This is a genomic window from Chitinophaga sancti, from assembly GCF_034424315.1.
In the GTDB taxonomy this organism is placed as follows: Bacteria; Bacteroidota; Bacteroidia; order Chitinophagales; family Chitinophagaceae; genus Chitinophaga; species Chitinophaga sancti.
Map to the genome: position 1 here is coordinate 6480215 of NZ_CP139972.1, position 25910 is coordinate 6506124.

Here is a 25910-nt window from a genome sequence, read left to right on the forward strand (position 1 = left end):
GAATTTACTGCTTGTATCGAAGCATTATTTTCAATAAAATCTTACAAAAAAAGAAGAACGTAACTTTGTTCTGATGCATCCTGAAAGCCTTTCCAGCCTGGTTAAGTGCCTGTGCAGGAGCATTGTATTTATGATAAGTCATATCGGTGGTACGTGCAAAATACAGTGACCAGTTATAGCGTGCCTGGCGTTTTAAACGCGACCGTTCATCTGCTGGCAGATAAGGTTGAATCAGTTCAATCACTTTTGCAATATCCATAATATGCTGACAGGACAGGAAATACCTGCTGGTGATGTTGCTGGTATGTACCCTGTAATAAGCAAGTCTGTCAGGCGTATATACCACCGGGAAATTAGCCGCTATACGCACCCACATTTCCCAGTCTTCTCCGTAATGAATTCCAAAAAAACCACCCAGTTGTTCATAAACACTCCTTCTCACCAATACTGCCGGTGGCTGCATTTTTTGACCCGTGGCTATCTGCGCCAGCCAATCCTTTATAATCCCCGTTTCAGCCTGTAATGCGCGGCTTTTATTTATTTCAATACCTTGTTCATTGATGTAGGAAAAACCCGTGCAAATCGCCCCGGCATGCGGATATTCTTCAAACAACCGGGCAGCCTCCTGATAAATACCCTGCCCGGATAAATCATCCCCATGCAATAAATGCACAAAATGCCCTTTTGCCCTGTTCAGGCATGTTTCAAAATTCCGCAGACTACCCCGGTTCTCCGGTTGCTGATAAAACGATACCCGCCCCTGCCCAATCCTGGCCACCAATGCGGCAATATCTCCATCTGTACTACAGTCATCCACCACCTCGATCTGCATGAGCGCCGGCCCGGGATCCTGATCCAGCACACTTTTTAAGGTGGCTTCCAGGTAATGGCTACAATTGTAGGTAGGTATCATCACCGACCATACAGGCCTTTGCGTTGCCGATGCCAATGGTTTAATTGCAGGTGGCTGATCTGGAATCCTGTTAAGCTGTTTCATAATAAGTCTCCCAGTTTTGTTGTCCTGTCTCCAAGGCAATGCACTCTGCTTCATTTGATAATACCGGTATCTGCCTGTTTAACACTTCACGCGCCAATTCCAACATCATTTGCCTGTTGCCAGACATATTCCCGTCATGAATCCGGTAAGCCGCAATTTTCTCTTTATGATGAAAGCTGGGGAGCAGCCTCGTTATTTTTAAATTAAGATCATAGTCTTCACATGCCTTCAGTTTTGTGTCGAAATGAAAATAGAAGAACAAATCCCTTCTGTATAAAATGCAGCCTTCCATGCCTATGAAGTTCCCCTGCAATAAAGAAAGATAGCCTTCCCCGCATTGATACATAGCTGCTATCAGCTCACCACCGGCATTTACCCTGTCATGTGCACCAGATACAAATGCAAGGTGTGGATAATGCCTGAAATAAAAGAGATTGATCTCCGTCGCTCCCCGAAACAGATAATCATCTGCATCCAGGAAGATCACAAAATCGCCATGGCTATGCTGTACACCTATATTCCTGGCTGCTGATAAGCCTACCCGTGATACATAAACGTATTGCAACCGCTCTCCGTATTCCCTGCAAATAGCAGCAGTATCATCACTGGAACCATCATCCACCACTATTACCTCCATATGTGCATAACTTTGACCCAATGCACTGTCAATCGCCTGTCTCAGATAATGGCCATGATTATAACAGGGGATTATTACCGAAACAAGACTCTCTGCTGAAATATCCACTGGTTGAAATAACAAAGAAGGAAATGCATGAATATCCTGTCGCTGCAGATGTTGGTGCGCTTTGTAAAAACGAACACCTGATTTGCAGCCCCTTATCTCCGTAATAATGTGCCTGATGTATTCTTCCCTGTTCCCTTTTATCCAGGACAGTAAGCGCTGCCTGTAATAGTGTGGTAAACCCTCCTGCAGCCGCTTTAACTCTCCCGGGTGCTGATAGTTTTCATGTTGTACAAGCAATGCACTCACATGCCCGCGCATATACCCGAATAGTTGCTTGCGCAAACCGGCCATCGTATCACGATGTTCATGAAATACATATAGCTCCGGTACGTAATGACAATCCCAGCCCTCCGCCAGGATGCGATGCCACATTTCGGAATCACCACTACAGCCCGAAGCTCCTACATCCAGTCTTTCATCAAAGAAGCCTGCCAGCTGAAATGCTTCTTTGCGAAATGCCATATTCGCTCCCGCACCAATATCCCAGGCAGGCACACCATATTCAAGGTTGTCAAGAAAATATTTGTGATTAAACCTGCGGGGAAGATATCCCTTATTAAATCCCCATTTTTTCTCGAAAATATACTGTGCCCTGGTGTCCAGAGACAGCGGGATCACCAATCCCGTCACCGCCATCACCAAAGGATCTGCAAAACAGGCTTTCAGGTTCGTAATCCAGTTATGCGGAATACTGACATCGTCATCTGTGTATGCTATAATATCGCCCGTAGCAGTTCTTGCTCCTGTATTCCGGGCTATATCAAGCCCTTTTCTTTCTTCACGAACATATCTGACCTGTGGAAACCGCCTGGTTACCTGCAGCGTTTCATCATTCCCCGGCGCATTATCTACTACAATTAACTCGAAGTCTGTATCCGGACCAACCAGCAAAGACCGCAGACAGGTATGTAATGATTGCGGGCGATGACGGGTACAAATGACAACAGAGAGCCTGACTGCTTTGCCGGCTGGTACCAGTGAAGAACCTCGCTCGTTGTAATAGCTGAGTGCTGGTTGTATGGCCGCCCGGATTTTGTCAGTAACGTTTTCCGGCGACGTAATCCACACATGTCCTAATGGAAGTTCTCCGGACCAAACGACAACAAAATGCCGGCCTTTCCCGATAGAAAAGGTGTCTACTTCTGATAACTTTATATGGTGTGTCTTATAGTACATGCTGCTGATTTAAAACTACCGGAAATGCCGGACGAACATATCCCATCCATTTCCCAAACCATGCTGTATTTTCCCTGAAATCTTCCACGCTGAATGACAGGCAGCCTTCAAAATAAAAGAGCCGCTGTGTGGTGTCTTTGACAAAAACGATAGAAATATAATAAGCGCCATTATTCAAAAAATTGCCCGGTACCTGACATTCTCCCGTTATCAACCCTGCGCGCATCGTAGCGCCTTTAGAGGCTACATCAAAAATGCATTCGCCAGCCATATTGAATAAATGAATCCCTACAATCAAACTACCAGGATCCGGATCATTATACCAGAATTCAAACTTTGTAGAAAATGGCGTGCGGATATCAAATATCTCCGTCTCATATTGAATCGCTATCTTTTTAATCCTGATATAATCATTGCCAGGCGCAGATTCAGGTGTCTCATAGCTTTGCTCCAGGTAATTGCTGTCGGTACTTTTCAGATAATTGGTGATCACCTCTGCCGGCTTACCTGCATCGATGATATGCCCTTTATGTAAAGTGATTACACGATCACAAAGGTTCTGCAAGGCTTGTGTATGGTGACTTACAAACAAAACAGTCTTACCTTTTCTGTCAGAGATCTCCTTCATTTTTCCCAGGCATTTACGCTGGAACTCCACATCTCCCACTGCCAGTACTTCATCCACTATCAGTATTTCAGGGTTTAGATGTGCGGCTACTGCAAATGCCAGCCGCATATACATTCCACTCGAATAATGCTTAACAGGCGTATCAATTAATTCTTCTACACCAGAGAATGCAATGATTTCATCAAAACAGTTTTTTATTTCCTGGTTTCTCATGCCCAGGATATTCCCGTTCAGAAAGATGTTTTCACGCCCTGTCAGATCTCCGTGAAATCCTGATCCTACTTCAAGCAAACTCGCAATGCTGCCCCTGCCCCTGATTCTTCCTGTAGTAGGAGTGGTAATAGAAGAAATGATTTTTAATAAAGTAGATTTACCAGCGCCATTATTCCCGATAAATCCCATTACTTCACCCTGGTTGATTTCAAAACTGATATCTTTTAATGCCCATAGTAAGTGCTTATCAGCACGCTGCCGTTTCAGCCAAAAGCGTATATCTTCCCGCAGACGACCAGAACCTGCCTTCCCTATACGATATACTTTTGAGATGTTTTCAACCTTTATCGCTATCATACAACATCCATTATTTTGAGTTCCTTTTTCTTAAACAGGGTAATGCCAACAACCAGCAGGACCAGCACTTCTGTCACACAAAAAGCTAAACGGAAATAGTGCACAGGTTCATTGGAAAAATAAGCAGCCCTGAATGTTTCAATAACAACTGTGAGCGGGTTTAACCAGAATATTAACTGGTATTGCGGGGGAACAATTGATGCAGGGTACACCACCGGTGTGGCAAACATAAATAGCCGGAGTATAAACTGAAGCGCATAATCCAGGTCCCGGTACTTTGCAGTAAGCACGCTGATAATAAGCCCCGCTCCCAGGCCAAAACCTGCCGCCAGCATCAATAGCAATGGGGTAAGTAAGATGTAGTAATTACCATACACACCTCCCGGTACCCAATGAAACAGGTAGAGCAGTATAAACAGCAACAATTGAATACAGATCCTGATGCTATGAGATATTACATTGCTGAAAGGAACTACCAGCCGGGGGAAATATACCTTATTGAAAATGTTGGCATTTTGCAAAAAAGTATACATCGTTCCATTCAGACAATCAGAAAAGAAACTCCAGAACAGGATCCCTGACAAATAGAATAAAACAGGAGGGATACCGCCTGTTGAAATCTTTACCACTTTTCCGAAAATGATATAATAAACAAGTGTGGTGAGCACCGGTTGAATGAAAACCCAGAAAGGTCCTAAGATCGTTTGCTGATAACTTGCAATCAGGTTCCGCCTTACAAACCGGAACAACAGGTCTTTGTAACTCACTAATTCCCGCAGGTTCCAGTCAAACCATTTTGTGTTGGCATTAATTTCCCAGTTCCAGCTTTCGTTATTTTTCATCGGTTAAACCCAATTTTTAGAATAGAGGATTGTTTCATCAATTTGGTCCTGGATCTGCCGGTCAATATTCTGATCAAATTTCCTGGCAAACAGCCGGCTACTATGCTGCAACCGGTCAAGGTCTGCCATAGTGAGTATTTTGGGATGCGAACCGCCGGTAGAACGGTCTATATATCTGTAATTATCATTAATGATCATCTGGCGAAACGGACTGTTCATCAATAAGGTATTGACCAGGAATTCATCTGGTGCCCAGGTATGCCTGAAAAATGAATTAAATTTCCCTTCCGACAGGAACTGGCTTAGATAAAATGCAGCTTCTCCACTCAGGGTCCAGTAAGCCGCCATTGGCCCGCCATAGAGCTGGTAGGGCAGGGGGAACGCCCGTTCCGGTAAGAGATTGGACAATATATTCTCCAGGCGGTGTTTTCCCCTGAACCTGTAGTCTATCAGGTGATACCGTGTATATCGCTGGTGCGCTTCATTCCACCAGTTAGTAGGAGGCGTTTCGGAGCTAAGAAAAGAATGACCGGTATATGTATGAAGAAAATCGTAAATGTAACCAGGGGGCTTGATGGGGTAATCCTGCCCGCTCAGCAGGTTTACATAGTCATACGATCGGCCGCTGTCAAAGATAGCACGCAGCGACGCGCCTATGGCTTCTAACTGGCTAAATCCCGCCCAATGCACCATTTTGCGCTCCTGTACGGTAAATGTATTCGGTAGTCGTTCAAGTTGATAAAATGGCGCAATGTCTACCTTTTTGTCGAGGTGGACATAAAAGTCAAATTGCCGGTGGTAAAGTGTTTTAATCAATCTCTCTGCCATAGCAGGATACTGGTGCAACACAATAATGTTGGCCATTCTCATAACATTCTCATTGTGGTGTAACGGTAGTACGATATAGAGACAATTATTAGGGGAAACACAGGTATAGTAAGTTATGCTAAAGTTAACAAACCCTCCTGAATAAAAGTTTAGTAATAATTCTACAAAATATGGGAGGTAAATATAAATGATAGTTGAATAGATATGTAAAAAAGTGTTAAAATGCACCCAAAAGGCAATACAACAGAGCACTGGGTTTAAATTTGTACCCTCAGACACTTCCAACAATAAATATGAAAACAAATTTCCCTACATCCTTTTTAGCCTGCGTATTAACAGTGTTTAGTTACGCATGTTCCGCTCAAAGCCCGGCACCGGTAGACAAAGCTGCCATTATGCTCAAGCAATTTTATACTGCCTATATCACTGTAATTGCAGGAGATATTAATACGGCAAAAGAAGAGAAAATCAGGAAACAGTATGTCACTGCGAAGCTCTTAAAAAGGATACAGGTCCTGACAGACAAGGAGGAACTTGATTATGATCTTTTTCTGCATGCACAGGATGCTGACACACGCGTGCTTCCTTATTTGAAAATAGTAAAGGACCCAAAGAAGCCAGATACTTATACTGTAACCTATGGTGACTCTTTTACTAAACACGATGCAAGCATAAAAGTGCATGTCATCAAAGAAGGAGAGAATTATAAGATAGATAATGTCTTAAACTAAATAAAAAGGGAAGTCTAAACCACTTCCCTTTTTTCATCTGATTATTTTAACCATGCAGACAGTACCTGGATATCGTCAATGATCATTTAGTTTGAGCGTCCATAAAAAACAAATATTGATAGAATTCTTCGCGTAGATTTGCCCATAACTGTAAAAAGGACCAACACAATGGAATACATAAAAGAATATACCGTTAAACCAGAACACATCGACGTTCAAAACATCATGGACGGATTATACTACCCCTTTTATATGGAATATTGCAGACACGACTTTATTAAAGACGTGCTGGGCTTTAGCCTGGAAGAGGAAGCACAGAAAGGGATTAACATGGTACTTTCTCAATATACCATCCAGTTCGTCCGCTCCCTGAAAAGAGACGATAAATTCACCGTTACCTGTCAGCTGATGGCAGATGGGAGTGGTAAACCACAGATCCATTTTGAGCAAAAGATCATGCTCAATAACAAGGTAGTTACCAAAGCGGTATTCACTGGCACCTGCGTACCAGCTACCGGTGGCAGGCCTTTCCTGCCCGAAGCAATTAAAGAAAAACTCAAAGACGCACCAGTTTTAAACGCATAAATTATGAAGGCCATTGTCATTACCAAACCCGGAGGTCCGGAAGTATTGCAATTACAGGAATATCCTACACCCACACCAGGTGCAGAAGAAGTACTGATCGAAGTCAAAGCTGCTGGCCTTAACAGGGCCGATGTTTCTCAGCGTAAAGGGAAGTATCCTGCACCTCCGGGTGTAGTGCAGGAAATTCTGGGTATGGAAGTAGCTGGTATCGTAATTGAATGTGGCCCGGATGTGACCATGTGGAAACCCGGCGATAAGGTATGTGCACTCATAGCAGGTGGCGGATATGCCACTCATGTCACCGCCAAAGAAGGACAATGCCTGCCCGTTCCCGAAAAGCTCTCATTTGCCGAAGCTGCCAGCCTGCCGGAAGTAATCGCCACTGTATGGACAAACGTCTTCCAGCGGGCGCATTTACAAGCCGGAGAAAACCTCCTGGTCCATGGTGGTAGCAGCGGGATCGGTATTGCAGCTATTCAGCTGGGCCATGCCTTTGGCGCAAATGTATACGTAACCGTTGGCTCAGAAGAAAAAGGCAAGGCTTGCCTGGAGCTCGGTGCTGCCGGCTATGTCAATTATAAAGAACAGGATTTCAAAGAAGCCTATGCCGGCACAGGTATGGACGTCATCCTTGATATGGTGGGAGGAGAGTACCTGGATAAAAATATCCAGCTGCTCAACACCGAAGGTCGCCTGGTATACATCAATACCATGGGTGGAAACATGGCCCCTTTGAATATTAACAGGGTGATGCAGAAACGCCTAACCGTCACCGGTACCACCCTGCGCCCCCGTGATTATACCTTTAGAAAAGCACTATCCCGGGAACTGCTGGAGAAAGTATGGCCGCTGGTCCAGGCCGGAAAATACAAACCTGTCATATATGCAACATTTAAATATGACAGCGCGCCGGAAGCCCATGCCCTTATGGAAAGCAGCCAACATATCGGAAAGATTATATTAGTGAATGAATAAGCCTTTTATATTACTTTTGCCCACTTAAATGCGCACGTAATATGAAAGAAAAAGTGTCTGTTACAGATACCGGTATACAGTCTTCCGGGCTTCCCCGGGACTACATGGAAGCGGTGGCAGAATATATCTGGAATGGTTTTGACGCAGCTGCATCCATCATCGATATCACTTTTGAAACAAATGAAATAGATACAATCCATAGTCTGTCTATTACAGACAATGGTACAGGCATCGACTATGACCAGCTGAAGGAAACCTTCGGTAACTTTAACGACTCTATCAAGAAGGCTACTTTTCAGAAGACCTCTTCAGTCATCAAAGGAAGCAAAGGCCGTGGACGTTTCTCCTTTTCTGCCTTTAGCGGAAAAGCTTTGTGGAAAACGGTCTATAAAGACCAGACCACAGGTAAGCTGAATGCCTATGAGATTACGATCACCAAAAACTCTAAAGATTACTTCGACCCGCATGATAAGCGGGAGCTGTCAAAAGGCAATACTGGTACTATCGTTACATTTACCGACCTCTTTGATGTTACCGGCTTTTCCTTTCAGTCCGACGAATTCAAAACCTTCCTGGAAAGAGAATTCGGCTGGTTCCTGATGCTAAACCGGGAAAAGGAATACCAGATCCGCATCAATGGCGTCGTATTACCTTATCAGCAGCTGATTGCAGAAACAGATATTGGTACCTTACCACTAAAAGATGCAGAGGGTAAAGAACACTTTTTTAAGATCACCTTTGTACGCTGGTCTGAGCGTATAGGCGACAAGTTCTTCTTTTATTTTCTCAACTCTCATCAGAAGGAGTTGTTCAAAGACCTGACATCATTCAATAATAATGCAATTGGTTTCTATCACAGTGTGTATGTAGAATCACGCTATTTCGATGCCTTCAATCCACAGGATAATGAATTGTCTCAAAACCTGTTTGAACGTACCCGCCAGCATGGCGTATTCAAAATGCTCATGAATCACCTGCATGAACTGGTTAGGTTGCGGCAAAAGGCATTTGTAGATGGGGAGGCTGCAGAGAAACTGGTAGATAACTACGAGAAGAACGGCATCATCCCAAAACTGCAGGATGGCAGGAAAAAGAAAGCCCTGCTCAAAGTAGTGAAGAGCCTGTACTGTATAGAACCCCGTTTATTCCAGGGATTAAACAAAGAACAGCAGCGCATTAATGTAGGCTTGCTGGGTATTTTGCTGGAAGCGGGTATGAAGGAAGACATCGTAGAACTGATCAGTCATATCGTTCCGCTCTCAGACGAAGACAGAAAACTCTTACGATAAAAACATTCATGAAAAAGATGGAATTCTCCAAAGGGAATGAAACCCATTTTCAGAAGGGGCTGGCTAAAAAGTAAAATGAAGACGCTGAGAATTGCGTAAAAGCCATTTCGTCTCCATCACCCCCACCCGAGAGGGGTACCCTCCAAAGGGAATGAAACCCATTTTCAGAAGGGGCTGGCTAAAAAGTAAAATGAAGACGCTGAGAATTGCGTAAAAGCCATTTCGTCTCCATCACCCCCACCCGAGAGGGGTACCTTTTTTAGTCAGCCACTTTTATCTTCAAACGTTGCTACCAGATGGAGACGGGTCGGTCAGCAGGCAATGTCAAATTCTTAATCAGCTCACTAATTTGGCCAGGGCAAAAGCTGCCACGGCTGCTATTATACCTGTAAGCGCTACCTTGAGCGTGCCTTTCATCAAAGGTTGCCCGGTTACTTTCGACTTAAAATACCCAAACACGAGCAGGGCTATTACAGTAATAATACAGGAGAAATAGAATCCCTGCTGATTGTTGGTCGTAACAAGATAGGGGAACAAAGGAATGAACCCACCCGCCAGGTAAGAAAAGGCAATCGTCACGGCTGATTTTATCGCCCTGTCTTTATCTGGTTTGTCCAGACCCAGTTCAAAACGCATCATAAAGTCGACCCACTTATCCTTATCCTGGCTGATTTGTAAAGTCACCTGTTTACTCAGTTCTTTATCTACACCCATGTCGATAAAGATAGCTTCTACCTCCCTTCTTTCTATTTCCGGTACCTTTTCCACCTCTTCATACTCCCGTTTCAGTTCGGAATCATAATGCTCTATTTCCGTTTGGCCGGCCAGAAATCCACCTAATCCCATTGAAATACAGCCTGCTGCAATTTCCGAAAGTCCAGAAACGATGATGAGATGGTTGGTATCAAGCACCCCACTCAAACCAGCAGTAAGGGCAAAGGGTACAGTCAACCCGTCAGACATGCCGATAATAATATCTCTGACAAAATTGGAGCTATTGATGTGTGTTTCCTGATGCATGGATATTAGTATTGATATAAAATTATCAAAATAGAATGAGTATTTAAAATCTCCATTTTAGAGAGGGTTGATTTTCATAATATTATAAAGCGCCTGAATTTTATCCCTGAAATCAGCTATTTCAGGCGCCTGATAATTGGGGTTAATTTGTACCATATATAGAAATTTACAGATACAATGAAGCAAGATCCATCGGTGGCATTCATTGCCATATCCTGGCTTGCATTGCTTATTGGGTTCCCTCGCTACATCGTTGGCAGGTAGGACTCCCAAATGCAATTCAATCATAGCATTTGCTTTTTTTACTCAGCGTTTTTAGTGTTTTCGTAGGATGGAAGAATACCGCGTTGAAACCGCAAAGCGTTGATATGAATAAAAGAGATATAGTTTTAGTGAATTGATCCTGAATTGATTGTATTATTTGTAGTTGTTTCGTAGACGCTTTTTTTTTGCTTGTAGTACTTCCGTAGTAGGCAAAAAATAGCAGCACATAATTGGGGGAAATACTTTTGTGACATCAACAATCACAAAAAAATGATCATATCATGAAGGACAAAACATTAGCTATTATCGCCTACTGTACAATAATTGGTTGGGTAGTTGCATACGTAAAGTATAAGGAAACTACCGAACGTTCACCACTGGTGCGTTACCATCTTGCACAGGCCCTGGGTGTATTTATCGCGGGCCTTGCAATCTCAATTGTTGTTTCTATCGTTGCAAGAATAATTCCTTCACTGGGATTCATCTTGAGTGCAGCCGGCCTTCTTCCATTGATTCTGCTGATTTTTGGAATAATCACCGCTTCTAACGAAGCACAGAGACCAGTACCTGTTGTGGGTAAAGTCTTCGAAAACAAATTCAGCTTTCTGAACTAATCTGTTTTCAGAAAAATATTAATCCCCATCATTGTTGAAAAACCCGGATTAACTATCCTTTTGAAAGCATAAAAAGACTGACTAATAAGGTTTTATTTACCATTCCCCCTTACGAAGATGGTGGCCTGTTAGTCAGTCTTTCTGCATTTATTGCTGTTTGTAGATCTCAATATCAATCTGTCCGTCTTCGGTAATAGTACCTCTGTACATGCCTTCTGTATTAAAAGGCATTACCGCATGACCTGCCTGGTCCAGGGCAATCAGACCTCCGCTGCCTCCCAGGATACCAATTTTTTCAATCACCGTTTTCGCTGCCAGATCCAGGCTGATCCCCTTGTATTCCATCATGGCAGAAAGGTCATAGGCAGCAACATCCCTGATGTAAAATTCACCCCAACCTGTACAGGATACGGCTGCTGTCTTATTATTAGCATAAGTACCGGCACCAATGATAGGAGAATCTCCAATACGGCCATATTTTTTGTTGGTCATACCACCAGTAGAGGTTCCTGCTGCCAGGTTTCCATTTCTGTCCAGCGCCACCGCGCCTACAGTGCCAAACTTATTATCCACATTTTCAATACCCAGTTTACCTGCCGGTGTATAGCTATGATCCAATTTTGTTTTGGAAGAATCGGTTTTCAGCGCTTTTTGCAGCCCATCCCAGCGGTCCTGTGTCCAGAAATACTTCGGATCCACTATTTCCAACCCGGCATCTTTAGCAAACTGCTCTGCTCCACGACCTGCCAGCATTACGTGTTCGGATTTCTCCATCACGGCTTTAGCGGCAGAGATGGGGTTTTTAACCGTGGTCACCCCGGCTACAGCACCTGCCTGCAGGGTTTTACCATTCATAATGGCTGCATCCATCTCATTCTTACCATCATGCGTAAATACTGCTCCCTTGCCTGCATTGAAGAGGGGAGAGTCTTCCATCACTTTGATAGTAGCTTCCACCGCCTCAGTACTGGTTTTACCAGCTTTCAGCATTTTGAAACCTGTAATCAGGGCTTCTTTCAGCACTGCTGTGTAAGCTGCTTCCTTTTCAGGTGTCATGTTTTGTTTAGTGATAGTACCGGCACCGCCATGAATTACCAGAATGTATCTTTCCTGTGGTGGGGTACCTTCCCCGGCATAGCAAACTGCCTTCAGACTAAGCATAAGGCAGCAAAAGAGTAACTTTTTCATATTAGCTAAAATAGTAAAAAGACAGCATAGGACACCTTTCCTCTCCTCATTTCGCAAATTTGAAAAGTAACTTTTTATGCAAACGTTTCCATAAAAACGTACATTTAAGTATTCCACGAGATGAAAAACTATCTTACTTTCCTGTTGACCTGCGCATACAGTATCGTATGCGGACAAACGCCCATCAACCGCCAGGCGCTGGTGGAGCGGCATAACCCTACTTTACACCAGCCAGATACCCTCGCTGCCCTGACCCTGGGCAATGGCAATTTTGCATTTACGGTAGATGCTACCGGCCTACAAACATTTCCTGAAGCTTATAGCAAAGGCATTCCCCTGGGTACACAATCCGGCTGGGGATGGCATAGCTTCCCTAATACTGCAGGATATAAAATTGAAGATGCTTACCAGCCCTACCACCTGCATGGCCGGGATATTACTTACGCTGTTCAAAAGAAGAATACCCCTGCGGTGGATTATTTCCGCCAGAATGTACACCGCTTACAACTCGGAAATATTGGTTTCCAGATCCTGAAGAAGAATGGCCAGGCCGCTGCCCTCAGCGACCTGCAACAGGTAAACCAGGTCCTTGATCTCTGGAATGGAGAGATCCGCAGTGCCTTCAGCGTAGAGGGGATCCCGGTAAAAGTTCGTACAGTCGTACACCCCCACAAAGACCTCGTATCCATCAAAGTTATTTCTCCCCTTGTAAAACAGGGGCGTTTGAAAATCCGTATCCGCCTTCCTTATCCAACAGGCGAATTTGCAGATGCTGGCGCAAACTACCAGCATCCTGGCAGGCACCATTCATCTGTCATAAAACCCGGTCTTATCATCCACGAGTTAGATACAACCCGTTATTTTCTGAATTATTCCCCTATAAATACAAGCAGTCCTCATCTTCATGAGTACCTGCTTACCCCTGACGAGGAGATCACAATTGAGTTCTCTCCTCAAGAAGCGCAGGACCTTCCTTCTTTTGCGCAAACGGAAAATGACAGCCGCCAATACTGGCAGGCATTCTGGAAAAGAGGCGGAGCTGTTGATTTTAGTGGTAGCACCGACTCCCGTGCCTTTGAACTGGAAAGGAGGATCGTCCTTTCCCAATACCTCATGGCTGTACAGTGTGCAGGCTACATGCCGCCGCAGGAAACGGGGCTCACCTACAATAGCTGGTATGGTAAACCTCATCTTGAAATGTACTGGTGGCATGCCGTTCATTTCGCCCTTTGGGGAAGAGCAGACCTGATGGAAAAGAGCCTACAATGGTATGCTGCTGTAGCAGGCAAAGCGCGTGCTATCGCCCAAAGACAGGGCTATAAAGGAATCCGCTGGCAAAAGATGACAGACCCCGAAGGGAACGAAAGCCCTTCTTCGGTAGGTGCTTTCCTCATCTGGCAACAACCTCATTTTATTTACATGGCTGAATTGCTCTATCGCCAGCACCCGGAAGTATTGGCTAAGTATCAGTCACTTGTTACTGCCACTGCCGATTTCATGGCTTCCTATGCCTGGTATGACAGTGCCTCCCATCATTATATTTTAGGCAAAGGACTGATTCCCGCACAGGAAAGATTTAAACCGGAAGATACTTACAACCCAACATACGAACTGGCTTACTGGCGCTGGGGATTACAAACCGCCCAGCTATGGAGAAAACGGGCCGGCCTGCCCCCGAACCCGGAATGGGGAAAAGTATTACAGGGCCTGTCACCCCTGCCACAAAAGGATAGCCTATACCTCGCTGCCGAAAGTGCCCCGGATAGCTATACCCGGCCATCTTACATGACAGATCATCCTGCAGTATTGGGTACATTAGGTATGCTACCTGCCAGCCCCGCCCTGGATACCCTGATCATGCACCATACCCTCGATAAAATATGGACCAGCTGGGATTGGAAAGATACCTGGGGATGGGATTTCCCCCTTACCTGTATGACAGCGGTAAGACTGGGTGAGCCGGAAAAGGCAATAGATGCCCTGTTCATGAATATCCGGACCAATACCTGGTTGCCGAATGGGCATAATTACCAGGATGACAGGTTACGCCTATACCTGCCGGGGAATGGCGGCTTGTTGACAGCCGTTGCCCTGATGTGTGCGGGTTATGATGGTTGCACCACCAGGGAACCGGGCATTCCTAAAAATGGCAAATGGAAAGTAAAATGGGAGGGCCTGAAGCCTATGCCCTGATAAATCAAAATATATCCACAATGAAAAAGTATTTTCTGTTCGTTGCTATGCTGACGGCCATAGCAACCCAGGCACAGCAAACCCTCATTCCCAAAAAGACGACGCTGGATGCGTTGACGAAGACGAATCAGTATTTTATGGAAAAGTGGCCGGATACAGGAAAGGAGATTGTGTTGAATAAAACATGGCCTTCTAATATCTGGACCCGTGGTGTGTATTATGAAGGGCTCATGGCTTTGTATTGCGTTGATCCTAAAAAGCCTTACTACGACTATGCCGTGCAGTGGGGCGAAAAGCATCACTGGAACCTGCGGAACGGCATCAAAACCCGCAATGCGGATGACCAGGATTGTGGGCAGACATACATCGATCTGTACCTGGTAGACAAAAAGCCTGAACGCATCGCCAATATCAAAGCCTCTATCGATACGATGCTGAAAACAGCAAAGATTGATGACTGGCATTGGATAGATGCCATCCAGATGGCCATGCCGGTGATGGCCCGTTTAGGAAAGATCTACAAAGACACTGCCTATTACCATCGCATGTATGAAATGTATGAGTGGACGAAGAATGGCCTGTACAATAAAGAAGAACATTTATGGTGGAGAGACAAGGACTTCATTCCTCCTTATAAAGAACCCAATGGTCAGAACTGCTACTGGAGCCGTGGCAATGGCTGGGTACTGGCCGCGCTGCTAAGAACCATGGAGCAGCTACCTCAGAATTCTCCTTATTATAAGATCTTCCTGAATGATTTTAAGGAAATGTCTGCCGCCTTATTACCCCTGCAAAGGGAGGATGGTTTCTGGAATGCAAGTCTGCGTGACCCGGGGAACTACGGTGGCAAAGAGCTGACGGGTACTTCCTTATTTGTATATGGTATTACCTGGGGCATCCGGAAAGGCTATCTTGATAAAAAAACATACTACCCGGTGGTCGTAAAAGCCTGGAATGCCCTGGTAAAAGATTGTGTACATGATAATGGAATGCTGGGTTATGTGCAGAGTACCGGAAAGCAACCTTCAGATGGTCAGCCGGTGACATTCGATAAGATCCCCGATTTTGAAGATTATGGATTGGGATGTTTCCTCCTTGCAGGTAGCGAGATCTACAAATTAAAATAGCCCTTCAAATACAATCGATTTCATTTCCTGTCGGCGAACTTTTATCCCAGCTTCCTTTTCTCAGCCGGCCGCAGGCCTCACCCCCGACCCAATCCACTTCTGCCGAAGGCGGAAGTGGATTGCGGTCGCTCTTTCCCCCAAAACTCACTCCGCTTTCACAAAAAATTAAGCGTACCATTTACCTTTATTTAGAATAAAATCCCTATTTTTCACCCTGTGTGAATGAAAAACGAGCAGTAAGGAACCACGTCATTACTCAATATTTAAGGTCTATGCGTCTCAACACTTCCGCAGCCAGCAATGGCCCTGCGTCCACGTTTGCGTATAATTTAATCAACATAAAGCTCCACAAAACCATGAACAAATTTTTGGGTATTGCCGCGCTGTTGCTCGCTCAGCAGCTTCACGCGCAGCAACAAACGGCTCCTGCCTATCCGCTGGTAACACACGATCCTTATTTCAGCATCTGGTCTGCTACAGACGACCTGGCTGCTTCCGCCACCCGTCACTGGACCGGTGCCGAACAGCCAATCGTAGGTATGCTGAAGGTGGATGGCACCACCTACCGTGTACTCGGTCGCCAGGGTGAACATTTTGATGGTATCGTACCTGCCGCTGATGAAAAGAAATACACTGTAGCCTATACAGAAACAGCACCTGCGGCTGACTGGATGTCTGCTGCCTTTGTTGAAAAAGGCTGGCAAACAGGCGAAGCGCCTTTTACCAACGACAAACACATGTCAGGTACACAATGGAATACCCGCGACATCTGGGTACGCCGCACATTCAACCTGAACACCATCCCTTCAGAACCACTGTTCCTGAAGATCAACCACGATGATAACGCTGAAGTATATATTAACGGTACGAAAGCGTATAGCTATGACGGTTGGTTGAACCACACACAATATTTCCCAATCAGCGATGACGTAAAGAAACTCCTGAAGAAAGGTAAAAATGTAATGGCCATACATGTTACCAATACACAGGGTGGTGCTTACCTCGATGCGGGAATTTCAGTAAAACCAAAGAATCTACTGGCAGATGCGATTAAGCCAGCCGTGCAGAAAAGCGTTCAGCTGACAGCTACACAGACTACCTACACCTTTACCTGTGGTAAGGTAGACCTGACACTGAACTTCCTGTCTCCTTTATTATTGAATGACCTGGACCTGATGTCTCGCCCGGTATCTTATATCAGCTACAAAGTACAGTCAAATGATGGCGCGCAACACGATGTACAGGTGTACTTCGGTGCAAGTTCCACTCTTGCCAGCAACACTGCCGGCCAGGAAATGACAGCACAGCAGCTTACAAGCAATGGCCTGTCTATCCTGAAAGCAGGTACGAAAGAACAGGCGATCCTGGCAAAGAAAGGTGATGACCTCCGCATTGACTGGGGTTATGTGTATGTAGCCGTACCTAAAGAAGCAAATGCTGTACAGACGATTACCACTGATGGCGATGCAATTGCTTCCTTCTCCGGTAACCCTAAAACAGTGACCTCCGGCAAGCAACTGGTACTGAACACAGTCGTGAAACTGGGTAAAGTAGGCGCAGCATCCAAAGAGCAGGTAGTGCTGATTGGTTACGATGATATCTACAGCATCCAGTACTTCGGTACTAACCTGCGTCCATGGTGGAAAAAAGACGACAGCTTCACCATCGAAAAAGAACTGGCTGCTGCCAATAAAGACTATGGTACAATCCTGGCTCGTTGTAAGACCTTCGACCAACAGATGTATACTGATGCAACCAAAGCTGGTGGCGACACTTACGCTAAACTCTGCGTACTCGGCTATCGCCAGAGCATTGCTGCACACAAACTGGTGAAGAGTCCTACCGGTGAGATCCTGTTCCTCTCCAAAGAGAACTTCAGCAACGGCTGTATCAATACAGTGGATGTAACTTATCCTTCAGCTCCTTTGTTCCTGATCTACAATCCTGATCTGATGAAGGGTATGACAAACGGTATCTTCTACTTCAGCGAAAGCGGTAAATACACTGAACCTTATGCAGCACATGACCTGGGCACCTATCCACTGGCAAATGGCCAGGTATATGGCGAAGGGATGCCTGTAGAAGAATCAGGTAACATGATCATCCTGACTGCTGCTATTGCGAAAGCAGAAGGTAATGCAGACTATGCAAAGAAACACTGGAAAACCCTGACTACATGGGCTGAATACCTGTTGAAAGAAGGTTTCGATCCTGCTAACCAGCTGTGTACCGACGACTTTGCCGGTCACCTGGCAAGAAATGCGAACCTGTCTGTAAAGGCAATCGTAGGCTTGGGTTGCTATGCAAGCCTGGCCGATCAGCTGGGAGATAAAGCAACTGCTGAGAAATTCAGAACCGCTGCTAAGGGCATGGTGACTAACTGGATGAAACTCGCGGAAGATGGAGACCACTATACCCTTGCATTTGAACGCAAAGGTACCTGGAGCCAGAAGTACAACCTGGTTTGGGATAAGGTGCTGGGTCTGGACTTGTTCCCTAAATCAGTATACGATAAGGAAATTAAGTACTACCTGACGCAACAGAAGAAATATGGTTTACCACTGGATAGCCGTCGTACCTACACAAAATCTGACTGGATTGTGTGGACAGCAACATTGACAGATAATCAGTCTGATTTTGAAGCGCTGATCACACCGATCTATAAGTATGCACAGGAAACCAGCAGCCGTGTACCTATTTCTGACTGGCATGAGACTACTGACGGTAAGATGGTAGGCTTCCAGGCAAGAAGTGTGGTAGGTGGTTATTTTATGGAAATGTTATCAAAAAAGCTGGGTAAATAATCGGCTGCAAGCAGCCATATATTTGATGGGGAGGCCGTTCTACGGCTTCTCCATCATTGTTTTAGGTGTAGTAATTGTACTACATGTCACGATTAGAGGCTTTTTTATATTTGTGACAGACTATGTCATACTATTCTGAGACTTCTCTATTGGTAAATAACAATCTGAAATAATTTATTCAAAATATATGTATATGAGCATGATCATATACTGTTAAGAGCTTGGTTTTTATTAGGATATGGTAGAAAAAGGTTGTCATTCCTGGCGACCTTTCATTTTAAATTCTTATTTATTCCTTTACCTACATTACATTGTTGAATGCGTAAGGCCTGGCAATCGCCAGGCCTTACGCATTTACAAAAAAGCGCCTGCGAATTGCGCTTCGCAGGCTGCTCACTTTTTTGGGAAATGGATGCTTTGTGAGGAAATAAAATGGATGTAATAAGGAAACAATGAATGTTTGGGGGGAACAATGAACAAAACGGGGAAACAATGAATAATCAGGGTGCGCAGGTGGATGAAAAAATTGGGCTTGTAACCGGATGAAAAAATTCTGGGGTCGGCTATTGGATGAAGGATCGGGGGCTACAATTGGACAAAAGTTTTGGGCAAAATGGATGAAAGATTCAGGATGAAAGTTTCTGGGGAAAATGGATGAAGGGGTTCAGGGCAAAATGGATGAAAGTTTCTGGGGGAAATGGATGAAAGTTTTGGGAGCTTACAAATGGATGAAGCTTTTTTTCTTAGTATTACAATGGATGAAACTATTTCGGTGTTACAATGGGTGAAACCTGGGAATCATACAATTGGATGAAAAGTGCTTGCGCTAAACGAATAATATCTTTATAAATCAGGTAGCTCTTACGGGTGCAATTGAATAATAACTTAGTTCTCACTAAATCCACTGAAAAAGCGGCGGGCCACATGTTTAAATCTATCCACATCTTCTTCGCTTTCCAGTTCCATATCGAAATGAGTATTGGTCATATTATAGTATTGTAACGCTGCCGCTGCAATGTCGATATTACCATTGGCATCTGCAGTTGCTCTGATAAAGCGGCTATTTGAATTCAAATAGTGAAGCGCTTTAATGTCAAATTCGAAAGTGATGATACCGTTTGCCATGATAGTTTCATTTTAATAAAAACACTTATAAAAATTTCGTGCCAAACTTTTGTAACTTGTACGGATCATTTAAAATCTAAATCCATGCGATTATCCACGTTCCTCAGTACCATTGTGTTATCGTTATTTGTTTCTTTTTGTTATGCTGATATTAAATTACCCGCTTTGGTGGGAAGCAATATGGTTTTGCAGCGTAATAAACCATTACATATTTGGGGATGGGCCGATAAAGGCGAGACTGTAGCGGTAACTTTTAGGGGAAAAACAATTAAAACTGTTGCAACAGAAAAAGGGAAATGGCAGCTTACATTTCCTGCAATGCCCGCTGGTGGCCCATATGAAATGTCGTTAAAAGGAAAGAACGCCATACACCTCGATAATATACTAATAGGCGAAGTATGGCTGGCTTCCGGCCAGTCCAATATGGAGATGCCGCTACAGGGCTGGGGCAAGATCCACAACTATGAACAGGAAGTTAAAGCCGCTAACTATCCCAATATCCGTTTGCTGATGATAAAACGTGCAACCAGCACCGTAGCGCTGGATACTGTCGCTGCATGGGAGGGCGGATGGCAGGCCTGTACGCCCCGGAGTATCCCGGAATTTTCTGCCGTAGCGTATTTTTTTGCCCGTGAAATCAATGGTTATGAACAGGTACCGGTGGGAATCATCCTCACTTCGTGGGGAGGTACTGTAGCAGAAGCGTGGACGAGTGGGGAATCATTGAAGAAAATGCCTGCCTTTGCTGACTCTGTGAAGAAGTTTGAACAACTACCCGCACCGGAATCGCCATCTAATCCTAATAAAGTCACGCTCTTATATAATGCAATGATTCATCCGGTAATTCCTTATACAATTCGTGGAGCCATCTGGTACCAGGGAGAGAGCAATGCGGGGAGAGCCTATCAATACAGGGAATTATTTCCACTCATGATAAAAGACTGGCGCAAACAGTGGAAGCAGGGGGATTTCCCTTTCTATTTTGTACAGCTGGCGAACTTCAAAGATGTGGATGCACAACCTGTGGAGTCTGATTGGGCGGAGCTGCGTGAAGCGCAATCAAAGACATTATCACTGCCAGCTACAGGCATGGCTTCAGCAATTGATATAGGAGACGCGAAAGATATACATCCTAAAAACAAACAGGAAGTAGGGCATAGGCTTGCGCTCATTGCAAGGGCACAGGTGTATGGGGAAAAGATTGCTTATTCCGGCCCGGTATATGTGTCTAAACAGGTGGCCGGGAATAAGGTTACCCTGAACTTTAAGAATACAGATGAAGGCTTGCAGGCAAAGCAGGGAAGTACCTTAAAAGGGTTCGCGATTGCTGGTGAGGATAAACAATTCCATTGGGCACAGGCGACGATTAAGGGGAACCAGGTGCTGGTGTGGAGTGAAGAAGTGCCACATCCTGTGGCAGTGAGGTATGACTGGGCTAATAATCCACAGGGGAATTTATATAATGGTGCAGGTTTGCCTGCCAGTCCGTTTAGAACGGATGACTGGCAGGGAGTGACCTTTGGCAAGAATTAATCCTGTTGATCTACATAATTTAAAGCCGGCTGCAGGCCATTCCCTTTCACAACCAGCTACTGATGCTGCAGGCATCGGTAGCTGGTTTGTCATTTCATATGCAGGGAAAGATATTACCTTTGGCTCGTAACCAGGGTGTATCAAATGCGTCAAGTTGTATTCGGAGTATTATTCGCCATGCTATGGGCCTCGGCCAGCGTGGCTACCAAGATTGGTATCAGGTCCGCAGAGCCATTAATATTAGCCAATTTCCGTTTTTTCCTTGCAGGAGGCGGTATGCTGTTGTTCGCCTATCTCATTCAGAGAGGCAGGCATAGAATGCCCAGGGGGGATGAATGGAAGCAGCTGCTCACATTTGGGTTCCTGAATACGACCTTATATCTCAGCTTCTATGTCATTGCCATGAAATCTGTATCTGCGGGTATCGGTACCCTGGCAACTGCTACGAACCCCTTATTTATCATGGCCATATCAGCAATTTGGCTCAAGCGGCCATTAAAATGGTATGAGGTCACGGGGATGTTCCTGGGCTTATCCGGCGTTGCAATAGCTACTTATCCTTCATTGGCCCAAAGTCATGGCTCATTAGCCGGGTTAATTATCCTTCTCACTGGCATGCTTTCCGTTTCTGCGGCCACCGTCTATTATTCCCGTGTAAAATGGGAATTATCAAATCTCGTCATCAATGGCTGGCAGGTGTTCCTGGGAGGTTTGATGTTATTGCCGTTTACCTGCTTTACTTCCGATTTTTCTGCTACAAAATATGACCTCAATTTCTGGGGCGGGCTTTTATGGCTGGTGTTGCCGGTGTCTGTGACTGCGCTGCAGCTTTTTTTCTACCTGGTAAAAAGGGATGCGGTAAGGGCATCGCTTTGGCTGTTTTTATGCCCGGTGTTTGGGTTTATATATGCGGCTATCTTGCTACATGAAGCGATTACCTGGTTTACCTGGGTGGGCACGGTGCTGGTGATTGGTGGATTGTATTTAGGTCAGCGCGAGAAGTTTGCAAAGAAAAACTGATTAAGCCTTAAATTTAATAATGCCGAATCTTTATATCATAGGAGGTTGCAATGGGGCGGGTAAGACGACGGTCAGTTATACTGTGCTGCCTGAAATCCTGGAGTGTAAAGAGTTTGTGAATGCGGATAGTATTGCAGCAGGTTTATCTCCTTTTAATCCGGAAAGTGTCGCGTTGGAAGCCGGGAGATTAATGCTGCAGCGAATAGAATTGTTGATGAGTGAAGGAGTGGATTTTGCACTTGAAACAACATTGTCCACAAAGAGTTATGTATCACTTGTGAAAAAGGCAGCAAATGCAAACTATAAAACAACTTTGCTTTATTTCTGGCTAAGTTCCCCAGAGTTTGCGATGCAGCGCGTGAAAGACAGGGTGACGAGGGGAGGGCATAACATTCCGCCGGATGTAATTGAGCGCTGGTATTATAGGGGGATATCCAATTTGATAAAACTATACATTCTCTTCTGGAAAGAATTCCTGTTCCTAACCGGCATAGCTTTCCTGCTGGCAGCACCAGCTGGCTGGTGGCTCATGAACAACTGGCTGCAACACTTCACCCTGCGTACGGAAGTGAATGCAACCGTCTTCCTGACCGCGATGGCAGCCTCGGTAGGCATAGCTTTGCTCACCGTAAGTCACAAAGCAATGACTGCCGCGCTGACCAATCCGGTCCAAAGTATTCAAACGGAATAGGCTACTCTTCAAATTCAATGGTTTTGATCTTGTTCGCAAGGTTGTCAATACTTTGCAGCTCGATCTCAATCATTTTCCTTTTCAATGCTGCTGCCTCTTCTGGCGATATAAGCCCATCACTTAACGCCGCTTCTATTTTCTTAAGTAGTAACTTTTTAAATTTCACTACCCGTTTCCGTTTGTAATACGCATTCTTCTCCCGTATAAGGAACTTCCAGATTAAAGAAAAGGCTATTGAAACACTGGGAGCAATAATAACAAGCCAGGACTTTAGTGGATATGTGTCAGGGAGATTGCTAGCTAGCAGTACGAGCAGGGTACCACTGCTTGCGCCAGCTATACTGGCAGATGTAGTGCTTGGTTGCTGGTTCTGGTTATTGAGAGCCTCTGTGGATGGGTTAGCAACCAATAAGTTTGCTTGATCCAAGGAATGAAAATGGTTTTATAGGATTGAATTGAATTTATGGTATTCGGGTCACTTACCTAGTAGTACATCCATCGTGCGAAGAATCTCTTGTGCATCATTCTGTTTTTTCAGTTCAAGTACTACTACCTTTCCTCTATTGTCCTCCAATACTAAAGCCTTCGGAGGATGTGTATTATATTTCTTCAGCCTGGCTGATTCCCTCCAGGCACTGATGATTGGTAATGCTAAGGTAGACAGCAAGCTGAAAACAGCTATAATCACTAATATGGTATTAAATATCGCCGACATTAATTATTTGAAGTTTAATAATCTTGGGTAACAATACTAAGTTAAGCTTTTTCCCCCGATTTCACACATAAAATTCTTACTATATTAACATTTCAATTAATGACTGATATTCCTATCGCAGTGCAGTCTGGGAGGGCGTTTGGGGTTTATTCATTGCGCACCAAAATACTCACTTTGGCACTGAGTATAACCTGGCTTCTACTTGAAGCAACTCCCCCCTCAAAAAATATTTTCCTTCCCTGTAAGTATTTTGTCTAATTTATCTGTCCTATATAAAATGGCCTAACTCGTCATTTTCCACATTATGAAAGGGGCAAAAATCATCTACGGTTCTGTCAGCAGGGTATGAGTAACAATGAAAACATCCGTTTATGGCAACAGCAAATAGCTGAAGAGGGCGATGAAAAAGCTTTCGCCGCGCTATTCCGTCACTATTACGAACGTCTGCTGCACTTTTGCATGCAATATGTATCTACGCGCGAAGCCGCCGAAGAAATCGTCTCCGACGTGTTCGTGAAGATCTGGAACCGCCGTGCCGAACTGGGCGATATTTCCAACCTGGAAGTATACCTGTTCGTTGCCGTCAAAAATCACTCACTTAATTATCTCGAACAATATTCCAATCTCCGGATCACACCCTTAAATGATGATTCGGGATTAGCCGGTCTGACCACCACAGATCCGGCTAAAAATATGGAGTGGAAAGAGATCCTTTTCAAAATGGATCAGGAAGTAAACCGACTCCCGGATCAATGCCGGCGCGTGTTTAAACTGATAAAAGAAGAAGGGTTTAAATATAAAGATGTAGCAGAGATCTTAAATATCTCACCCCGTACAGTAGAAACACAGCTATTCAGAGCGATGAAAAGATTGAATGAAGTGATCGGTCCATTCGTATCATTGAAAGTGAAGAAAAAGTAAGCCATTCGGCTTGCTGAAAAGAAAAAATAACTCCTTCGAACTGCCAAAAAGAACGAAGTATTCAAATAGCTGAAAGCATTTCAAAAAAAGTTTCACTGTGCTGTAAGTAGTTTTTAAAATATCACTGTCCTTCTCATACAACGGCTTCTCAATTTATGATCAACGAAGAACAATTTAATACACTAGCCGCCAGGAAACTGGCTGGAGAAGCTACCGCCGAAGAGCTGCAGGAGTTGGATGTGCTATTGCAAGAAAACGATTATCTACAGGAACAATTCAACCTGTTACAATCTTATTTCACTGTAGCACCTTACCATGCTGCTGCAGATACCGAACTGGCCCTTCAAAAAACCATGGCACGTATACATGCCATACCCACACTGCAATCAAAAAGAACCGTGTGGAAATGGCTCAGCGCTGCCGCTGCTATGTTAATACTCGGTGCAGGATTGTTGTATGTAGACAAAGCTCATACACCCGTTTCTCACTTTGTAGTCAACGATACCATGCAATGGCTGCATCGCCAGAATGGCAAAGCGACCCGTGCTTCTATCGAACTCGCTGATGGCAGTAAGATCTGGCTCAATGTAGACAGTAAACTAACTTACCCTGAAGTGTTCAACAGCAATTCAAGGGAAGTATACCTTACCGGCGAAGCATTCTTTGACATCGCTCCCAATCCGGGCCGGCCTTTCATCATCCACCTCGCTAATGGAAGTGTACATGTATTAGGTACCTCTTTTAACATCCGTGCCTATGAAAATGAAGCCGTGCAAACATCCGTACAAACAGGTAAAGTAGCCTTTATACCAGCTGATAATAAGGATACCGTCTTCATCACACCAGATGAAAAAGTAATCTATCAGCCTACCGCAGCAAACACTATAATTAAAGAACCAACAGCTGCTGAAGACGATAAAGCCTGGACAGAAGGCCGCCTCGTATTCAGAGATAAAACATTGGAAGAAATAGGCATTGAACTGGAAAGAACTTTTGGTAAAAAGATCTCCTTTATCGATGATGCACCACGCCATTACAGGCTCACAGGCTCATTCCAGAACAACAACCTGCAGGATATCATGTATTACCTCGCAAGGTCAATATCATTCCACTATAATATAACTGATAGCACACTGCTGATAAGTGAATAGCAAATGCAATCACTCATTGTTCAATAAAATAAACATTACCACGCAGCAAAAAAGAAATTCATAATTCACGTTAAGGTACAGGCATTGCTGGAAAGGGCTCCCACGTCAGCCCTTTTTAGCCGCCGTCGCAGTCTATAAATTTTCTGCGACCTACAATCTGCAAATATTACTGATACAC

23 protein-coding genes are annotated in these 25910 nt (G+C 44.6%); 13 read left to right on the forward strand and 10 right to left on the reverse strand.

Annotated features, from left to right (window positions below):
• Window positions 1–4 precede the first annotated feature (4 nt).
• Genes U0033_RS25440 through U0033_RS25460 form a run of 5 tightly spaced genes read right to left on the reverse strand, consistent with a single transcriptional unit; the run spans window position 5 to window position 5822 of the window.
• A complete protein-coding gene (locus U0033_RS25440) occupies window positions 5–997 on the reverse strand; it encodes a glycosyltransferase family 2 protein (RefSeq protein ID WP_072360506.1) in 993 nt (330 codons plus the stop codon).
• Window positions 984–2918 (reverse strand): glycosyltransferase family 2 protein, encoded by a 1935-nt coding sequence (locus tag U0033_RS25445; protein ID WP_072360508.1) that lies wholly within the window; start codon window positions 2916–2918, stop codon window positions 984–986. Before U0033_RS25445 ends, U0033_RS25440 begins: the two co-directional genes overlap by 14 nt.
• A complete protein-coding gene (locus tag U0033_RS25450) occupies window positions 2908–4116 on the reverse strand; it encodes an ABC transporter ATP-binding protein (RefSeq protein ID WP_072360517.1) in 1209 nt (402 codons plus the stop codon). Before U0033_RS25450 ends, U0033_RS25445 begins: the two co-directional genes overlap by 11 nt.
• Complete coding sequence (locus U0033_RS25455; protein ID WP_072360519.1) at window positions 4113–4958, reverse strand: ABC transporter permease; 846 nt, start codon at window positions 4956–4958, stop codon at window positions 4113–4115. The genes U0033_RS25450 and U0033_RS25455 overlap by 4 nt, the downstream gene beginning before the upstream one ends.
• A gap of 3 nt (window positions 4959–4961) precedes the next feature.
• On the reverse strand, window positions 4962–5822 hold the full coding sequence (locus U0033_RS25460; RefSeq protein ID WP_177318594.1) for a beta-1,6-N-acetylglucosaminyltransferase: 861 nt from the start codon (window positions 5820–5822) through the stop codon (window positions 4962–4964).
• Between the two features lie 257 nt (window positions 5823–6079).
• On the opposite strand from U0033_RS25460, the gene U0033_RS25465 reads away from it, so the two are divergent.
• The 4 genes from U0033_RS25465 (at window position 6080) to U0033_RS25480 (ending at window position 9366) form a co-directional block, all read left to right on the forward strand.
• Window positions 6080–6517 carry a DUF3828 domain-containing protein gene (locus U0033_RS25465; RefSeq protein ID WP_072360523.1) on the forward strand — a complete coding sequence of 146 codons (438 nt, stop codon included), beginning with the start codon at window positions 6080–6082 and terminating at the stop codon, window positions 6515–6517.
• 168 nt (window positions 6518–6685) lie between these two features.
• Window positions 6686–7102 (forward strand): acyl-CoA thioesterase, encoded by a 417-nt coding sequence (locus U0033_RS25470; RefSeq protein WP_072360525.1) that lies wholly within the window; start codon window positions 6686–6688, stop codon window positions 7100–7102.
• Window positions 7103–7105: 3 nt separating this feature from the next.
• On the forward strand, window positions 7106–8077 hold the full coding sequence (locus U0033_RS25475) for an NAD(P)H-quinone oxidoreductase (RefSeq protein WP_072360527.1): 972 nt from the start codon (window positions 7106–7108) through the stop codon (window positions 8075–8077).
• Window positions 8078–8118: 41 nt separating this feature from the next.
• Window positions 8119–9366, forward strand: a complete 1248-nt coding sequence (locus U0033_RS25480) for an ATP-binding protein (RefSeq protein ID WP_072360529.1) — start codon at window positions 8119–8121, stop codon at window positions 9364–9366.
• 336 nt (window positions 9367–9702) lie between these two features.
• Here the strand turns inward: U0033_RS25480 and U0033_RS25485 are convergent, their stop codons facing one another.
• Window positions 9703–10386 carry a VIT1/CCC1 transporter family protein gene (locus U0033_RS25485; protein ID WP_072360532.1) on the reverse strand — a complete coding sequence of 228 codons (684 nt, stop codon included), beginning with the start codon at window positions 10384–10386 and terminating at the stop codon, window positions 9703–9705.
• Window positions 10387–10931: 545 nt separating this feature from the next.
• Here U0033_RS25485 and U0033_RS25490 point away from each other — a divergent pair.
• The gene (locus U0033_RS25490; protein ID WP_072360535.1) at window positions 10932–11264 is read left to right on the forward strand and encodes a DUF4870 domain-containing protein; all 333 of its coding nucleotides are present in this window, start codon (window positions 10932–10934) and stop codon (window positions 11262–11264) included.
• 147 nt (window positions 11265–11411) lie between these two features.
• On the opposite strand, the gene U0033_RS25495 is transcribed toward U0033_RS25490, so the two are convergent.
• Window positions 11412–12452, reverse strand: a complete 1041-nt coding sequence (locus tag U0033_RS25495) for an isoaspartyl peptidase/L-asparaginase family protein (protein ID WP_083571519.1) — start codon at window positions 12450–12452, stop codon at window positions 11412–11414.
• Between the two features lie 120 nt (window positions 12453–12572).
• On the opposite strand from U0033_RS25495, the gene U0033_RS25500 reads away from it, so the two are divergent.
• The 3 genes from U0033_RS25500 (at window position 12573) to U0033_RS25510 (ending at window position 18576) form a co-directional block, all read left to right on the forward strand.
• On the forward strand, window positions 12573–14645 hold the full coding sequence (locus U0033_RS25500; RefSeq protein ID WP_072360538.1) for a hypothetical protein: 2073 nt from the start codon (window positions 12573–12575) through the stop codon (window positions 14643–14645).
• Window positions 14646–14665: 20 nt separating this feature from the next.
• The gene (locus U0033_RS25505; RefSeq protein WP_072360893.1) at window positions 14666–15772 is read left to right on the forward strand and encodes a glycoside hydrolase family 88/105 protein; all 1107 of its coding nucleotides are present in this window, start codon (window positions 14666–14668) and stop codon (window positions 15770–15772) included.
• Window positions 15773–16128: 356 nt separating this feature from the next.
• Complete coding sequence (locus U0033_RS25510; protein ID WP_072360894.1) at window positions 16129–18576, forward strand: glutaminase family protein; 2448 nt, start codon at window positions 16129–16131, stop codon at window positions 18574–18576.
• 885 nt (window positions 18577–19461) lie between these two features.
• On the opposite strand, the gene U0033_RS25515 is transcribed toward U0033_RS25510, so the two are convergent.
• The gene (locus tag U0033_RS25515; protein ID WP_072360540.1) at window positions 19462–19701 is read right to left on the reverse strand and encodes a hypothetical protein; all 240 of its coding nucleotides are present in this window, start codon (window positions 19699–19701) and stop codon (window positions 19462–19464) included.
• Window positions 19702–19785: 84 nt separating this feature from the next.
• On the opposite strand from U0033_RS25515, the gene U0033_RS25520 reads away from it, so the two are divergent.
• The 3 genes from U0033_RS25520 to U0033_RS25530 all read left to right on the forward strand — a co-directional run bounded on the left by U0033_RS25520 (window position 19786) and on the right by U0033_RS25530 (window position 22945).
• The gene (locus U0033_RS25520) at window positions 19786–21234 is read left to right on the forward strand and encodes a sialate O-acetylesterase (protein ID WP_072360542.1); all 1449 of its coding nucleotides are present in this window, start codon (window positions 19786–19788) and stop codon (window positions 21232–21234) included.
• Window positions 21235–21378: 144 nt separating this feature from the next.
• The gene (locus U0033_RS25525; RefSeq protein ID WP_072360544.1) at window positions 21379–22254 is read left to right on the forward strand and encodes a DMT family transporter; all 876 of its coding nucleotides are present in this window, start codon (window positions 21379–21381) and stop codon (window positions 22252–22254) included.
• A 19-nt stretch (window positions 22255–22273) separates the two neighbouring features.
• Window positions 22274–22945 (forward strand): zeta toxin family protein, encoded by a 672-nt coding sequence (locus tag U0033_RS25530; RefSeq protein WP_083571520.1) that lies wholly within the window; start codon window positions 22274–22276, stop codon window positions 22943–22945.
• Window position 22946: 1 nt separating this feature from the next.
• On the opposite strand, the gene U0033_RS25535 is transcribed toward U0033_RS25530, so the two are convergent.
• Window positions 22947–23372 (reverse strand): hypothetical protein, encoded by a 426-nt coding sequence (locus U0033_RS25535; RefSeq protein ID WP_072360546.1) that lies wholly within the window; start codon window positions 23370–23372, stop codon window positions 22947–22949.
• 48 nt (window positions 23373–23420) lie between these two features.
• Window positions 23421–23660 carry a hypothetical protein gene (locus U0033_RS25540; RefSeq protein WP_072360548.1) on the reverse strand — a complete coding sequence of 80 codons (240 nt, stop codon included), beginning with the start codon at window positions 23658–23660 and terminating at the stop codon, window positions 23421–23423.
• Window positions 23661–24005: 345 nt separating this feature from the next.
• On the opposite strand from U0033_RS25540, the gene U0033_RS25545 reads away from it, so the two are divergent.
• Together U0033_RS25545 and U0033_RS25550 are read left to right on the forward strand one after the other, a co-directional pair.
• The gene (locus U0033_RS25545; protein ID WP_072360550.1) at window positions 24006–24581 is read left to right on the forward strand and encodes an RNA polymerase sigma-70 factor; all 576 of its coding nucleotides are present in this window, start codon (window positions 24006–24008) and stop codon (window positions 24579–24581) included.
• Window positions 24582–24736: 155 nt separating this feature from the next.
• Window positions 24737–25732: a FecR domain-containing protein gene (locus tag U0033_RS25550; RefSeq protein ID WP_072360552.1), complete on the forward strand. Its 996-nt coding sequence runs from the start codon at window positions 24737–24739 to the stop codon at window positions 25730–25732.
• The last annotated feature ends 178 nt before the right edge of the window (window positions 25733–25910 follow it).